Origin of the sequence: Pseudomonas sp. PvP027 (assembly GCF_017833005.1) — a bacterium.
GTDB lineage: Bacteria > Pseudomonadota > Gammaproteobacteria > Pseudomonadales > Pseudomonadaceae > Aquipseudomonas > Aquipseudomonas congelans.
This window is the reverse complement of sequence record NZ_JAFIBK010000001.1, coordinates 3,181,381-3,193,906: the sequence shown is the minus strand read 5'-3', so window position 1 is coordinate 3,193,906 and position 12,526 is coordinate 3,181,381. Positions and strand designations below refer to the sequence as shown.

Annotated in this window: 13 protein-coding genes and 1 pseudogene; 9 read left to right on the top strand and 5 right to left on the bottom strand. The window is 56.0% G+C overall.

Annotated features, from left to right (window positions below):
• Positions 1 to 484: 484 nt before the first annotated feature.
• A complete protein-coding gene (locus JOE33_RS13545; protein WP_054992720.1) occupies positions 485 to 1,033 on the bottom strand; it encodes a hypothetical protein in 549 nt (182 codons plus the stop codon).
• Between the two features lie 427 nt (positions 1,034 to 1,460).
• Here JOE33_RS13545 and JOE33_RS13540 point away from each other — a divergent pair, with 427 nt between their 5' ends.
• The 3 genes from JOE33_RS13540 to JOE33_RS13530 all read left to right on the top strand — a co-directional run bounded on the left by JOE33_RS13540 (position 1,461) and on the right by JOE33_RS13530 (position 4,201).
• Positions 1,461 to 1,805 carry a hypothetical protein gene (locus tag JOE33_RS13540; protein ID WP_209924081.1) on the top strand — a complete coding sequence of 115 codons (345 nt, stop codon included), beginning with the start codon at positions 1,461 to 1,463 and terminating at the stop codon, positions 1,803 to 1,805.
• A 210-nt stretch (positions 1,806 to 2,015) separates the two neighbouring features.
• Complete coding sequence (locus JOE33_RS13535) at positions 2,016 to 3,374, top strand: MFS transporter (protein ID WP_024661156.1); 1,359 nt, start codon at positions 2,016 to 2,018, stop codon at positions 3,372 to 3,374.
• Positions 3,375 to 3,484: 110 nt separating this feature from the next.
• Positions 3,485 to 4,201 carry a tyrosine-type recombinase/integrase gene (locus JOE33_RS13530; protein ID WP_240009422.1) on the top strand — a complete coding sequence of 239 codons (717 nt, stop codon included), beginning with the start codon at positions 3,485 to 3,487 and terminating at the stop codon, positions 4,199 to 4,201.
• Between the two features lie 413 nt (positions 4,202 to 4,614).
• On the opposite strand, the gene JOE33_RS13525 is transcribed toward JOE33_RS13530, so the two are convergent.
• Positions 4,615 to 5,187 carry a hypothetical protein gene (locus JOE33_RS13525; protein WP_187626135.1) on the bottom strand — a complete coding sequence of 191 codons (573 nt, stop codon included), beginning with the start codon at positions 5,185 to 5,187 and terminating at the stop codon, positions 4,615 to 4,617.
• 522 nt (positions 5,188 to 5,709) lie between these two features.
• Entirely contained in the window at positions 5,710 to 6,336 is a 627-nt protein-coding gene (locus tag JOE33_RS13520) for a TetR/AcrR family transcriptional regulator (protein WP_187626137.1), read from the bottom strand.
• Positions 6,337 to 6,500: 164 nt separating this feature from the next.
• Here JOE33_RS13520 and JOE33_RS13515 point away from each other — a divergent pair, with 164 nt between their 5' ends.
• The 4 genes from JOE33_RS13515 (at position 6,501) to JOE33_RS13500 (ending at position 9,973) form a co-directional block, all read left to right on the top strand.
• Positions 6,501 to 7,370, top strand: a complete 870-nt coding sequence (locus JOE33_RS13515) for an NmrA family NAD(P)-binding protein (RefSeq protein ID WP_222943779.1) — start codon at positions 6,501 to 6,503, stop codon at positions 7,368 to 7,370.
• Positions 7,367 to 8,521 (top strand): epoxide hydrolase, encoded by a 1,155-nt coding sequence (locus JOE33_RS13510; RefSeq protein ID WP_187626133.1) that lies wholly within the window; start codon positions 7,367 to 7,369, stop codon positions 8,519 to 8,521. Before JOE33_RS13515 ends, JOE33_RS13510 begins: the two co-directional genes overlap by 4 nt.
• A gap of 197 nt (positions 8,522 to 8,718) precedes the next feature.
• On the top strand, positions 8,719 to 9,054 hold the full coding sequence (locus JOE33_RS13505; RefSeq protein WP_187626132.1) for a hypothetical protein: 336 nt from the start codon (positions 8,719 to 8,721) through the stop codon (positions 9,052 to 9,054).
• Between the two features lie 154 nt (positions 9,055 to 9,208).
• Positions 9,209 to 9,973 (top strand): hypothetical protein, encoded by a 765-nt coding sequence (locus JOE33_RS13500; RefSeq protein ID WP_032613466.1) that lies wholly within the window; start codon positions 9,209 to 9,211, stop codon positions 9,971 to 9,973.
• A gap of 94 nt (positions 9,974 to 10,067) precedes the next feature.
• Here the strand turns inward: JOE33_RS13500 and JOE33_RS13495 are convergent, their stop codons facing one another.
• Complete coding sequence (locus JOE33_RS13495; protein WP_187626131.1) at positions 10,068 to 10,562, bottom strand: hypothetical protein; 495 nt, start codon at positions 10,560 to 10,562, stop codon at positions 10,068 to 10,070.
• 249 nt (positions 10,563 to 10,811) lie between these two features.
• A complete protein-coding gene (locus JOE33_RS13490) occupies positions 10,812 to 11,225 on the bottom strand; it encodes a hypothetical protein (RefSeq protein ID WP_096243419.1) in 414 nt (137 codons plus the stop codon).
• 364 nt (positions 11,226 to 11,589) lie between these two features.
• Between JOE33_RS13490 and JOE33_RS13485 the strand changes: the two genes are divergently transcribed.
• A complete protein-coding gene (locus JOE33_RS13485; protein ID WP_187626130.1) occupies positions 11,590 to 12,360 on the top strand; it encodes an SDR family NAD(P)-dependent oxidoreductase in 771 nt (256 codons plus the stop codon).
• 31 nt (positions 12,361 to 12,391) lie between these two features.
• Positions 12,392 to 12,523, top strand: a pseudogene (locus JOE33_RS25810) (GNAT family N-acetyltransferase); the annotation flags it as partial.
• Between the last annotated feature and the right edge of the window lie 3 nt (positions 12,524 to 12,526).

The window sequence follows — 12,526 nt, the reverse complement described above, 5'->3', positions numbered from 1 at the left end:
GGCAGCGTTACACGTCCCGTATTGTTACATCACGTACACAGAAACTTCCGGCAAAGTGTTACAGCTTTTTTATACTTATTTTTCATGCACTTAGGCTCTACCGCTACACCTGAAACACCAATTACACCGCATATGAAGGGTCTATCCCCGTCCCCCTATGAAGTGAACCCCATCAGCGAATGGAATCCGTCATAAGCCGGGGGACCCTGGGGACTTCCGCTGCATACGGGGCAGGGAACCCGCGCATCTTGAGTAGCCGACGTTTTCACAGCTTAGTGAACTGGTGAACCCGGTGAACTCACCCAATCAGGTGGTGAACCCGAATGTTCATTCCTTCAGCTACTGATCTGCTGCCGTCAACCTGTCAACTGTCAACCAACGTCAACCGATCAGCAGCTACCAAATCCACGCGGGTTTCATGCCCCGTGTTCCTCGAATGCCGCCAGGGTCCCCGGCGTTAATCCTCTGGGAATGGCGAGGCTGACTAGCTGACGTCAAGTGACTCGAAAGCTCCTCCTGTAGCCTCTCCGGAGGAAATACAAACTTTGAACGGGTACCAAGAGTCCTCCAAGTACCATCCCTCCCCCGTGATGAATCCATCCGCGAGGGAGACTTGGATATCCCTAATTCCATCTAAAGACAAACGCTCAGTGCACCAGACCTCAGCCTCTCCTTTGAAAAGCCTAAGCCACAACCCATTTGAAACGAGGGTGCTACCCAGCTCTGGGATGCTGATCAAATTCTCAATATCGCCACCGAAGTGCTTTACGAGCAGTCCGTTACGAACGTCCACGATGTAACCCTGACCACCGGCAACTACGATCACATGAAAAGTTGATTCCACTTCCAACACGCAGTTGAAGCGGCAAAACCCGGGTTGGAAGTTTCCCACCCAAGAAGGCATCCCTTCAGGCAAGAACCTGATAACGATCCCCTCACTATGCTGCCCTTGGCCGGTTGCACTGAACTGGAGAGGAAGAGGGCCATCACCTGGCAGCCCAGGAAGAAGCTGATGATGCGGCGTATCGGTCATAAATTTGCCCGGCTGCGGAGTTTATTTCAGTCGAATCATGACACTACCTGCCCCTCCGTTACAGAGGCGTGACCTTCCAAAGGTGGGGCAGCTATCGAGGAGCTGTCAATCTGGGTTGAACACAGAGGGTCTACAGAAGTGGCACAGAACATTTGAGTAGCACTGGATACCCTGGATGGATGCAGATTCATCACCCTTGCTCTCGCCTCACTGGCGGCAGAAGGTAGCGCCGTGTATGCCCACGTGTATGCCTAACCGAGTCACCACCAAACAAACCCTTTAAATACGGGGCTCTTACTAACCGGTTCAAACGACACCTGGTGAAATCTAGATGTGTCTTGGATAGTGGACAGTCTACAAAGAACTCCGAAAGCCCGCCTTGAGCGGGCTTTGTTGTTTCTGGCTTTTGGTGCTGGATGAGCTCGTTATGTGCGCCCCGCACGTCATCGGCGAGAAGATATTGGTCCAGCAAATGGCCCAAGCGAACAAGGAACTGAAAGTGGGCATCGAGGTGCGCATGCTCGCCCCCCCAACCGATGTCAGCAAAGGCCTCGGTATGTTCGACGCCCTGAACGGTTTCGAAGATGCGGTAGCACCGGCACCCCGCTCACCGCCTTTCTCACAGCCCCAGGAAAAAGATGTATTTATTTTCATACACAATTCGAAACACCTCATCCCCCTAAATCCGAACCCCTCAGACAATACAACCGGACATATTGTCGCACCCAAAAAAATGGATCGCGGTTGTGATGAATCGTTTCATCTGGCATAAAAGGTCGGCTTCGGGCTCGAAAATCTAGGAAAACATAGATTAATGGGCCGACGATAGCTGCTCCAATGTCTGACCCCGCGCGTCAAATAATCAAGCCAGTTTTGCTCGCTGCCCGAAGCGGATGCCTGTGCTATCCAATCTGTCTTTCAACCTCATCGAGGCCATTCATACGGCGCGCCCAAACGTCGTGCAACAAAAAGGACCGGAAAATTGAGCGATCAATCAACTCCGAACACTCCACTCGTTAGATTCTGCGACAAAGTTGGTATTCCCTATCCCATGTTCTGGGGTTTTGTCGGCCTGTTGATCTTCATGATCGGCGATGGCGTAGAACTCGGATACCTCTCGCCCTTCCTCAGTGAACGCGGCATGCCCGGCGATGAAGTCGCCATGATCTTCACCATCTATGGCGTCACGGTCGGTATTTCATCGTGGCTCGCCGGCGCGCTCTCCAATATCTGGGGCCCGAAACGGGTGATGTTCCTGGGATTGATCATCTGGAGCGTGTTCGAAGTGCTCTTCCTGGTCTACGGGCTGCAGGAATTGAGCTATTCCATGATTCTGCTGACCTACGGTTTGCGCGGTTTCGGTTATCCGCTCTTCGCCTACGGTTTCCTGGTCTGGATCGCGGCTTCCACGCCGTCCCGCAAGATGGGCATGGCCGTGGGCTGGTTCTGGGTGGCTTACGCCGCGGGCCTGCCAATGCTGGGCTCTCTGGTGGCGAGCATCGCTATTCCGCTGATTGGCGCATTGCTGACCTTCTGGTTGTCTTTCGCCCTGGTGGTCATCGGTGGCGTGATTGGTTTGGTCGGAATGCGCGAAGCTCATGGCATGCGGCGACTGGCGCCGGAAGGCGAGCGCCCGCTGGTGTCGATGGCCAAGAACATCACCATCATGTGGACACGTCCTAAAGTGTCGTTGGCCGGTATCGTTCGCGTCATCAACACCTCGTCGATGTTTGGCTTTCTGGTGGTCATGCCAGGGTTCTTCATGCAAACCGTTGGCTTCACCCTGGAAGAGTGGTTGCGCCTGCTGACCATCGTGTTTGTGTTCAACATCATCGGCAACCTGGGCTCCAGCGTCATCAGCACCAAGATCGGTTATCGCAACACGATCCTCTGGTTTGGCGCAGTGGGCAGCACGATCAGTACGCCGCTGTTCTTCTTCATGCCACAGGCGTTTCCGAACGACTTCCTGATCGCCTCGATCTTCGGCGCCTTCTACGGCCTGACCCTGGCGTGCTTCGTGCCGCTGTCGGCGCTTGCACCTGCTTTGGCACCGAACAACAAAGCGGCTGCCTTGTCGGTGTTGAGCCTGGGTGCAGGCGCGTCGACGTGGGTTGGCCCGGCTGTTGTTGCGATCTTCAATGAAAGTTATGGCATTGAAGGCGTGGTCTGGGCGTTCTCCGGGTTGTACGCACTGAGTGCTGTGCTGACCGTATTCCTGAAAGATCCGGAGCCGGTGCATGACCCGATTCTGATCAAGATCAAGCGTCGGATCAAAGTGTTCGCGCCGCGTCTGGATTATCGTTGGGCTCACGCTGAGGATCCGAAGCAAGGGCAAAGCTGATTCAGAGCCCCAAGCTTTGCAGGAAAGAGCCGCCGCAGACTGCACACGCACTCTGCGGCGGCTTGGTTTTATTTGCGTGATTCATGCCTGGGCACCCTATTGTGGCGGGAATGATCAAAAGCGAAATCGACCGTGGGATTTTTGTCTCTCGCGTCGAGGCCGAACGCACCGCCTTTCATCAACTCATCGATCGCTACATCTCCGAGATCGCGCCGAAGCACAAGCCGCGTACTCGGAAATCAAACGCCTGGAAGCGCTCAAGCGTCATCGCGCTGGCGACACACATCGTTGCCACCCTCACCTCTTCAGATTTTGCACGCTACCGTGACGAGCGCCTGAAGATCCGCACGGGCAATACGGTCAAGCGTGAGCTGGCGTTGTTCCAATGCGTGATCGAGGTCGCTCGGCGCGAATGGGGCATTCATCTGGCCGAGAATCCAGTCAGGATGGTCAGCCGCCCCGGCTACAACGACGAGCGCTCGCGACGTCTCGACCCAATTGAAGAGCAATACATGCTCGGCGCGTTAGAGCTTCGTGAGCGACGTGCTGGTGGGACCTACGCCGATGCATCACGCAATCCCTGGATACGGCCCATCGTTCAACTGGCGATTGAGACAGCGATGCGCCGCGGCGAGATTTTCGAGCTGCGCTGGAAGCATGTGAACCTGGATCGTAGAACCGCGCACCTGCCAGCGACGAAGAACGGCCTGCCTAGAACCGCCCCGCTTTCGCCCATTGCTATCCAGTTGTTGAAGTATTTGCCGCGCTTGCTATGGGGACGAGTCTTACCCACCACGGCTGATGCTCTCAAGAACGCGTTTGTGTGAGGGCTAGAGCAAATACATGGGTCAGATTACGACGTAACGCAGGTCACGCCTCAGGAAGACTTCCGGATCAACCTACGCTTTCACGACCTGCGTCATGAAGCGACCTGTCGGCTTGCGACCAGACTGCAGAATTTGATCGAGCTTGCAAGCGTGACGGGAAGTAGGGAGGTGAACATGCTGAAGCGGTATTACAATATTACGGCCGAAGAGCTAGCACCAAAATCAATACGACTAGTCAAATTAAAAAACCGGTTCAATTACACCCTCCTTAAGCGTACTATCTGAATGCGCGTGTCTGAGGTGAGTGAGCCAACTCGAGACATTAGATTTGCTTAACCTGCCGGCCCCGCCCATGAACCAAGAGCACGGAACTAGTTAATATTAGCAAAGCAATAAAAACATTAAGCGTAGTGTCAGGCGATGGGCTGCCTTTCAAATAGCGCATGCACAATTAGTTTGCAATTATCAAGAGCCCAACGCCACTGTCCATGACTCGGTGCTCTGCCATTCCACCACTCTGCATAGAAAGTAATCTCCCTTAACTTGTCTAAATTATCCGCTTCCTCTGATGAAATCAGATTTTCCTGCAAGCATAAAGGGATTAGTTTAATCAGACTGGGAGAAGGGCCGAGTCCATGGGCTGGTACAAGACAGACCAAACCTTGCCTCATTAGCATTCGAGCTAAAACCAGGGTCATCCACTCGTTTAGCTCTACTGTTTTAAATAGATCATCAAGAGCTTTTGGATCAATGGCCTTTCTGTGGGTTGCTTTCTTGATCGTATTGTCCACATCAGCTTTCAGCTTCTCGAGTGAGATACCATCTTTACTAAGTTTAACATTTGATATTTCCTTCCACACATAAGGCAGAAACGGGCTCATTATCAAAATAATAAATAACATCGAAAGTGGAGTTTTACCCTCGATAATACTTAGATATATATGCCATGCTCCAACGAATATTATGGCGATTACATAAGCTCTCATATGCACTCCTTACTTAGGTTTTATTACGCGGCACAATTTAAATCGCCTGCACTAAGTTTTCATTCTACCATACGTAGCTCCTTGGTTGAGCTTAGTGCTGTACTGCTGGGTGCAGAATATAGCGAAGAGCAAAGGCAGCATGAATCCTGCGCAAATTGGCTTGCAAGCGAGTTGCCCAACGACTTCTTGAGGCCGACGCTATTAAAAACAATCGATTTCTCAGGAAACATTAGGCTGGGGTTGGCCCATCATAGGGCCTATTCACGATTGTTAAGTGGCTTTTCGGTCCTTCGCTGGCCATTGCTACTTTGTCAGTGGGTTGATTTGAGAGTTTGCTTTTGAAACACGCCTACCAATCTCGTTGCGGTGGCCCTTCAGATATAGGTTTTGCCAGGCGCTAGAGGTTGTGTGTCGCAGTTGCCAATGTGAGCTGATCGCTCGAACCTGTTGTGCATGCAGTGGCCATTAGCAGGCCTCATTCATCAAAGCCCCACGAGGCATTCACCGTCTACCCCAATCCCCTCACCCCAACAACCCAGCCACCCCAACCATCTTCACCCCCCACTCCACCCGCTCCGGAATACCCTGAATCAGCACCCCCCGATCCTCCCCCAGCAGCGCTCTAAGCTGATGGGGAGCGAACACCAGGTCGATGAATTGACGGGCCAGTGCGTCAGGGTCGGTGGGTTGGTCCGCGCCTGCCAATATCGCCGAGCGTACTCTGGTGAAACCGCCTTCCCACCCGATTCGGTTGACTTCAGCCGCCAGCAGCGGGGTGCGGTTAGAGGTGGCTATCACCAGGCGCATCATTGCCAGGGTATCGGCTTGCAGCGCATGTTCGAGGATGCCGTGGCCCACGTGCCGCAGGCGGTCTGCTAGGGGGAGCGCGGGGATTGTTTCGGCGGGCACCAGCAAGGTGGCTACGTGGCGTCGCACCACGGCTTCGAACAGCGCTTCTTTGTTGGCGTAACGCGCATAAAGGGTGGCTTTGCTGGCACCGGCCGCGCGGGCGATGTCTTCGCATGAGGTGCCTTCGAAACCACAGGCCAGAAAGCGCTGCAGCGCGGCATCCAGCAATCGACGTTCGGCCTCGCCCGCCTGGTCTTGCCTGGGCCTGCCGCCTTTGGATTTGGTCTTGATCGCTGTCATGGCCGGCAACTTACAGCCCGCTTGTTTGTTCGTCAACTAAACGGTAACGTTCAGTTAAATGGAAGCAGGTAAACGCCGTTTCTACCTATTCATAACGACCAAGGAAGCGCTTTGTGAATCACGCGACTGCTTTACCAATTGCGGTTGCTGGCGCTACGGGAGATTTGGGCCAACGCGTCGTGCGGGCCTCGGCAGAGCGCGGTGCCCATGTCATAGCGCTGGTTCGTCCGGGCACTGAGTCAGCCCGGCTGAATGGCCTGCGCATCAGCAGCACGACGATCACGCCTGTTTCACTGGATGACGCTCAGGGCCTGCGCCGTGCCATTGCCGGTTCGGGTTGTGTGGTGTCTACGCTCAACGGCCTGGAAGAGGTGATCATCGGGCAGCAGGGCAGACTGTTGGAGGCTGCGGTGGCGGCTGGCGTGCCCAGGTTTATTCCCTCGGATTACTCGCTCGACTACACCCGTACCCGACCTGGCGATAACCGCAACCTGGACCTTCGCCGACGCTTCGTCACCCAGCTCGATGCGGCCGACATCAGCGTGACCTCGATCCTCAACGGTGGCTTTCTGGAGCTGCTCGAAGGCGACGCGCCGATCGTGCTGCCTGGGCGCCGGGTGCTGCATTTCGGTGATGCACAACAGCCGCTGGACTTCACTGCCAAGGACGACGTAGCCGCCTTCACCGCCGATGCCGCGCTGGATCCCCACACGCCGCGTTTTCTGCGCATTGCCGGTAACAGCCTGTCGCCTGCGCAGATCGCCAGCGTCCTCACCGAACTGACCGGGCATCTCTACCGCACGCTGCGCCCCGGCAATATCGGCACGCTGTCCACCCTTATCGGTGTGGTGCGCGCGCTCACGCCTGCCAGTGACAAGCCGTTCCCGGCCTGGCAGGGCATGCAATACCTGCGCGACATGATGAGTGGGCGCGGCAAGCTGCTCAATCTGGATAACGACCGCTATGGCCAACGTGAATGGGCGTCCGTTCGTGACACGCTGGCCCGTACCCATGTGCAAGGGAGTAAACAATGACCGACCTTATCGAACCCTTTCTTCTTCAAGTTCCCCAGGCGCAACTCGACGATCTGGCTCAGCGCCTGGCGCAAACCCGCTGGCCTGACCCCGAAACCGTGTCCGACAACAGCCAGGGGCCACGGCTTGAGCGTCTGCGCGCGCTGGTCGAGCGCTGGCGTAATGGCTATGACTGGCGGGCCACCGAAGCACAACTCAACCAGTGGAACAGCAGCCGGGTCGAGATCGACGGCCTTGGTATTCACTTTCTGCACATCCGCTCGCCTCACCCTGGCGCCTTGCCCTTGCTGATGACCCACGGTTGGCCGGGCTCGATTCTTGAGTTCCGGGCGATGATCGGGCCACTTACCGACCCTGTCGCCCACGGTGGCCAAGCTAGCGATGCGTTCCATCTGGTGATCCCGGCGCTACCGGGCTTTGGTTTCAGTGATAAGCCGCGCTCTACAGGCTGGGGCGTGGGCAAAACGGCGGCGGCCTGGGCGCAGTTGATGGACCGTTTGGGCTATGGCCAGCGCTGGGCCGCTCAGGGTGGGGATTGGGGCGCGGCCGTGACCACCGCTCTTGGGCACATGCGCCCGCCTGGCCTGATCGGCATTCACCTGAACATGGTGATGTACCAAGCCACCGAGGCGGAAATAGCGCAGGCCACGCCTGAAGAGCAGCGCATGTTGGCCGACGCGCAACGCTACGACCGAGAGCTTTCCGGCTACATGAAAGTGCACAGCACCCGGCCGCAGTCAGTCGGCTTCGCCCTGTCGGATTCGCCCGTTGGCCTGGCGGCGTGGGTGTATGCGCTGTTTCAGGATGCCTCCGACAGCGGCGGTGAGCCTGAGCGGGTAATCGAGCTCGATGCACTGATCGACGACATCATGCTGTACTGGCTGCCCAATGCTGGGCCCAGCTCGGTCCGTTTCTATTGGGAAGGGATGCGCGAAATGCAACAGCACGGCCCTGCCCCCGCGATGCCAATCCCTGCCGGCGTGAGCATGTTCCCGGGCGAGCTGCTGCGCCTGTCATGGCGCTGGGCACAGGCGCGTTTCGACGATCTACGGTTCTTCGCGGAAGCCGAGCACGGCGGTCACTTCGCGGCCATGGAAAACCCGGCAACGCTCACCGAGCATGTGCGTGAGACCTTCCGCCTGCTGCGTTGATACTTTTGCAGGCGTGCTGAATATCTCGGATGTGGAGCGCTTCGCTACAACCGGAAACAGCCGCTCTCGGAGTTGGCGGACGCGCTGTTGGGAGAGTGCTGTGAGGCAATCGTAGAAAAATGCCTCAAGCACCAGCCCAGCGAGTAAAGTACCGCCGCCCGAGATTTGGATCCGGGCGTTTTCCATGGAGTTTTATCGTGAAGTCAGTGAGTAAAGTTGTCGCCGCAGCAGTATGTGGTCTGGTTCTGGCAGGTTGCACCGGCACCCCTATGAAAACCCCGCAATACGACAGCAGCCAATACACCGTCGTAGGTCACAGTGAAGCAAGCGCCACCGGCCTGATGCTGTTCGGTCTGATCCCGATTCGTCAGAACGACCGTTTTGTTCGCGCGCAGAAAAGCGCCATCCAGGCCAAGGGTGGCGATGCGCTGATCAATACCCAAGTGCAGGAAAAGTGGTTCTGGGCCTGGGTTCTGAACGGCTATACCACCACCGTTTCGGGTGACGTGATCAAGCTGAAAACCGCTAAATAAGTACTGCCCGTTTTCAGAAAGCCCGGTTCGCCGGGCTTTTCTGTTTCTGGCTATCGGATGTGCTGTCGGGCGATGGAGTAAGCGCTGACATGCATCGTTGCCAACCGCCAAAAGGTTTAGCATTCAGCCCACCTTCAGATGTGAAGTTTTCTGCATGACGGCCTTCTACCTCAAGTTACTCATCACCCCCGCGCTCATGCTGGCCATTTCACTGGCGGCCAGGCGCTGGGGCACCGGCGTGGCGGGGCTGCTTTCCGGGCTGCCGATGACTTCGGCGCTGGTCATGCTGTTTCTCAGCCTTGAGCAAGGCACCGAATTCGCCTCGAGGGCGGTGCCAGGCGCCCTGGCCGGACTGGCGGCGATTCAGGCGACTTACCTGTTTTATTTCCTGATCACTCGACGCGTTTCAGCGCTGACGGGATGTGTCCTGGCGCTCGCGGTGTACGGCGCAACGGCCTTTCTGATGAACCTGTCGGGCTTACTGGCGCTGTCGATCATTTTCACGCTGCTGATGGTTGCGCTGATCATCGTTGCCACCTCGAAACAGACACCGCCGGACGTAGCGTCATACGTGGCACTGCCGCGCTGGGTCATTCCGATGCGAATGCTGACAGCCACCCTTCTGCTGCTGGCGATTACCGCAAGCGCCACCTGGCTCGGTCCGGTGGTCAGTGGGCTGCTCGCGCCAATCCCGGTGATCGCCTGGCCGCTTGCAGTGTTCGTCCATGTTCAAGGCGGGCGTTATGAACTGGCGGCGATAATCAGGGGCAATGCGATTGGCGCCGTCGGAGTGGTGAGTTTCTACCTGACCCTCCGGTATTCCATATTGCAATGGGGCGCACTGCTGTCTATCGCGGCTGCCGTTTTGCTGGCTGTCGTGGTGACGGCTGGGTTGGCGCGGTTGTTGGCGAGGCGGTAGGGTTTATAGTTGCTCCGCTGAACGATGTGTAGTTCTGCGCCCGCGAATGACAGGCGGCTGTTGGCCAGAAGCGGTCGCGTCAGTCACTACATCCTCAGCTATGGGCGACGTCATGCCGACTTCGCACTCGTAGTACAAATACGCCCCACACGATAAACATAACACCTACAACCACACCGCCAACAATGGCCGAATTTTTTATTTTAGATCGATCCAAAGATTTGGTTCTTTCTGGATCACGTATGATTTTTTCGCTGTCATCAAGTGCAACCAGCTTGTTCCTCCTAATCCCGCCATAAACTGACTGACGATACCAATGAGCTGTTACGCGCCTACCGGTCAAAGCTTGAAGCTGCTCTTGCGAAAAACATCGCGTCGAGCCGCTCATACCCAGAGAGCAACTGAGAACAACAGCCCCCTGCTCATTGGCGATTGACAAGTACTCGTCTCGCCCACCTGTTTTGACGGAAAACGTCCCGACAGCCACCTCCAACTGTTCGGGCCACGTAGACGAAATCAGCTTATCGACCACGACCAGGCACTCAATGGCAAATATCACAAAAATCACGATCAAATAACGTTTTCGCATCAAAGCCCTTCCTGGAACATGATGAGCACGGCGTGAATCCGGCTGCTTCGCCAACCTCGCATAACATTAGATGAATGTTTGACGGTCGGTTTACTTTCACGATGCCCAGCAGGATTTTGCGGGTTGATGATTCGCATTGAGCTTCAATGCCTGGTAACACAAGCAGCGCACGGGGAGATCGGTCGTAGGCGTCCGCTCTTGGCTGTTTGCGGCCCCTCGCGACAGGCAGCAATCTGTGTAAACGAGCACTCAACCGACTCGCAAGATTGCCCACGCAATGTAGAGAGCGGGCTGGCAGATCAGGATGACTGTCGCGAGCATCGTGCCGTAGGCAAGCCTGGTACCTGTCGAATGTGCTCCCGAAGGCAAGACCACCGCCGAGCAACTCATCCGTATAGTGAATACGACGAGCAGCACCAACTGCGCGCACACGTAGAGGTTGAAAGCTGGAGTTGCTGGAAGAAAATAATCGACAGGGCAAAGCACAACCCCGAAGAGTGTGCCGAACAGGATCACGTGCCGGAAGTTCTTGGACACCTCGGCAAAGCTTAATTCGAATCGCACACCGGTTTTGCTGCTCATCAACCAGGCATAGAGCATGGTAAAGCCAACGGGCAACGCGTAAATACCCAAGACCGCGTACAGCAAATACCCCCCTATCATGACGTTCTCCCTGAAAGTCCATTCATCGCAATTTCCATCTCCTGCCAGATCCAGTCGTCTCCAGCTGCGTGGAACCTGAGTTGGTTGATGAGTGGATTATCCCGTAGCAGAACTCGGCCGGATAGCGATCGTGCTGGGAGGATTCTGCGATAACGACCTCCCCTTTTCTCATGATTTTCTACCATGAAGCATTGAGCATATATCGCATGAATACAGCTCTTGAATTTCCTACTGTGGCGCTTGGCCGACACACCAGCATAAGCCCCCTTTCGTTGAGCTCCCTATGGGTAAGCAACCGTCCGCCTGAACGTAATGTCTGGCCCCGAAGTCAAAAACACTTCAGCCATGCTCAACAAGGTGCCTTATGAGTTTGATACCCGAACTGAACAACGAGGCTAACGTGCTGATATGCGGAGCCAGCCGAGGTATCGGCCTGGCACTGTGTGCGGCGTTGCTTGCTCGCGATGATGTGGCTCAGGTATGGGCGGTCGCGCGAAAAGCCAGCACTTCCACAGAACTGGCAACGCTTGCAGAGCAATATGGCCAACGCATCAAACGCGTCGACTGCGACGCGCGCAATGAACAATCCCTCGAAGCACTCGCGAGCGAGACGCTTGAAGGATGCGATCATCTGCACCTCGTCATCAGCACGCTAGGCATTCTTCATCAGGGCGGTGCAAAAGCAGAAAAGGGTCTGGCGCAACTGACGCTTGAGAGCTTGCAAGCGAGCTTCGCGACCAACACCTTCGCACCGATCCTGCTGCTCAAACACCTGCTCCCGTTATTGCGCAAACAACCTTCTACCTTCGCGGCGCTCTCCGCGCGGGTTGGCTCTATTGGCGATAACCGATTGGGTGGCTGGTACAGCTACAGAGCCAGCAAAGCGGCGCTCAACCAGTTGCTGCACACGGCCAGTATCGAATTGAAACGCTTCAACCCGGCCTCTACTGTCCTGGCAATACACCCAGGCACAACTGACACAGAGCTGTCTCAGCCCTTCCAGGCGAACGTACCTGAAGGCCAACTGTTCGAACCGGCGTTCTCGGCGGATCGCATCATTGAGGTGGTAGGCGCACATGGACCGGCCGACAGCGGGACCTTCTGGGCCTGGGACGATAAGCCTATTGTCTGGTGACTTATGTCATTCACCAAATCCAGGACAATGCATGAGCCCAGTGGAAATTCGACACATCACCCATCTCCCCCCGCAAATTCTCGCGCTAGAGAAAGAGGCGATTGGAGAGGGTTTCAGGTTTGTTACCCGCCTGATTGCCGAGTGGCACTCCGGGGCAACTCAGGTT

Bases quoted from the DNA above. Each gene is read 5' to 3' on its own strand.
- JOE33_RS13545 (WP_054992720.1), bottom strand. From the start codon at position 1,033: ATGACCGATACGCCGCATCATCAGCTTCTTCCTGGGCTGCCAGGTGAT.
- JOE33_RS13540 (WP_209924081.1), top strand. From the start codon at position 1,461: ATGTGCGCCCCGCACGTCATCGGCGAGAAGATATTGGTCCAGCAAATG.
- JOE33_RS13530 (WP_240009422.1), top strand. From the start codon at position 3,485: ATGATCAAAAGCGAAATCGACCGTGGGATTTTTGTCTCTCGCGTCGAG.
- JOE33_RS13525 (WP_187626135.1), bottom strand. From the start codon at position 5,187: ATGAGAGCTTATGTAATCGCCATAATATTCGTTGGAGCATGGCATATA.
- JOE33_RS13520 (WP_187626137.1), bottom strand. From the start codon at position 6,336: ATGACAGCGATCAAGACCAAATCCAAAGGCGGCAGGCCCAGGCAAGAC.
- JOE33_RS13510 (WP_187626133.1), top strand. From the start codon at position 7,367: ATGACCGACCTTATCGAACCCTTTCTTCTTCAAGTTCCCCAGGCGCAA.
- JOE33_RS13500 (WP_032613466.1), top strand. From the start codon at position 9,209: ATGACGGCCTTCTACCTCAAGTTACTCATCACCCCCGCGCTCATGCTG.
- JOE33_RS13495 (WP_187626131.1), bottom strand. From the start codon at position 10,562: ATGCGAAAACGTTATTTGATCGTGATTTTTGTGATATTTGCCATTGAG.
- JOE33_RS13490 (WP_096243419.1), bottom strand. From the start codon at position 11,225: ATGATAGGGGGGTATTTGCTGTACGCGGTCTTGGGTATTTACGCGTTG.
- JOE33_RS13485 (WP_187626130.1), top strand. From the start codon at position 11,590: ATGAGTTTGATACCCGAACTGAACAACGAGGCTAACGTGCTGATATGC.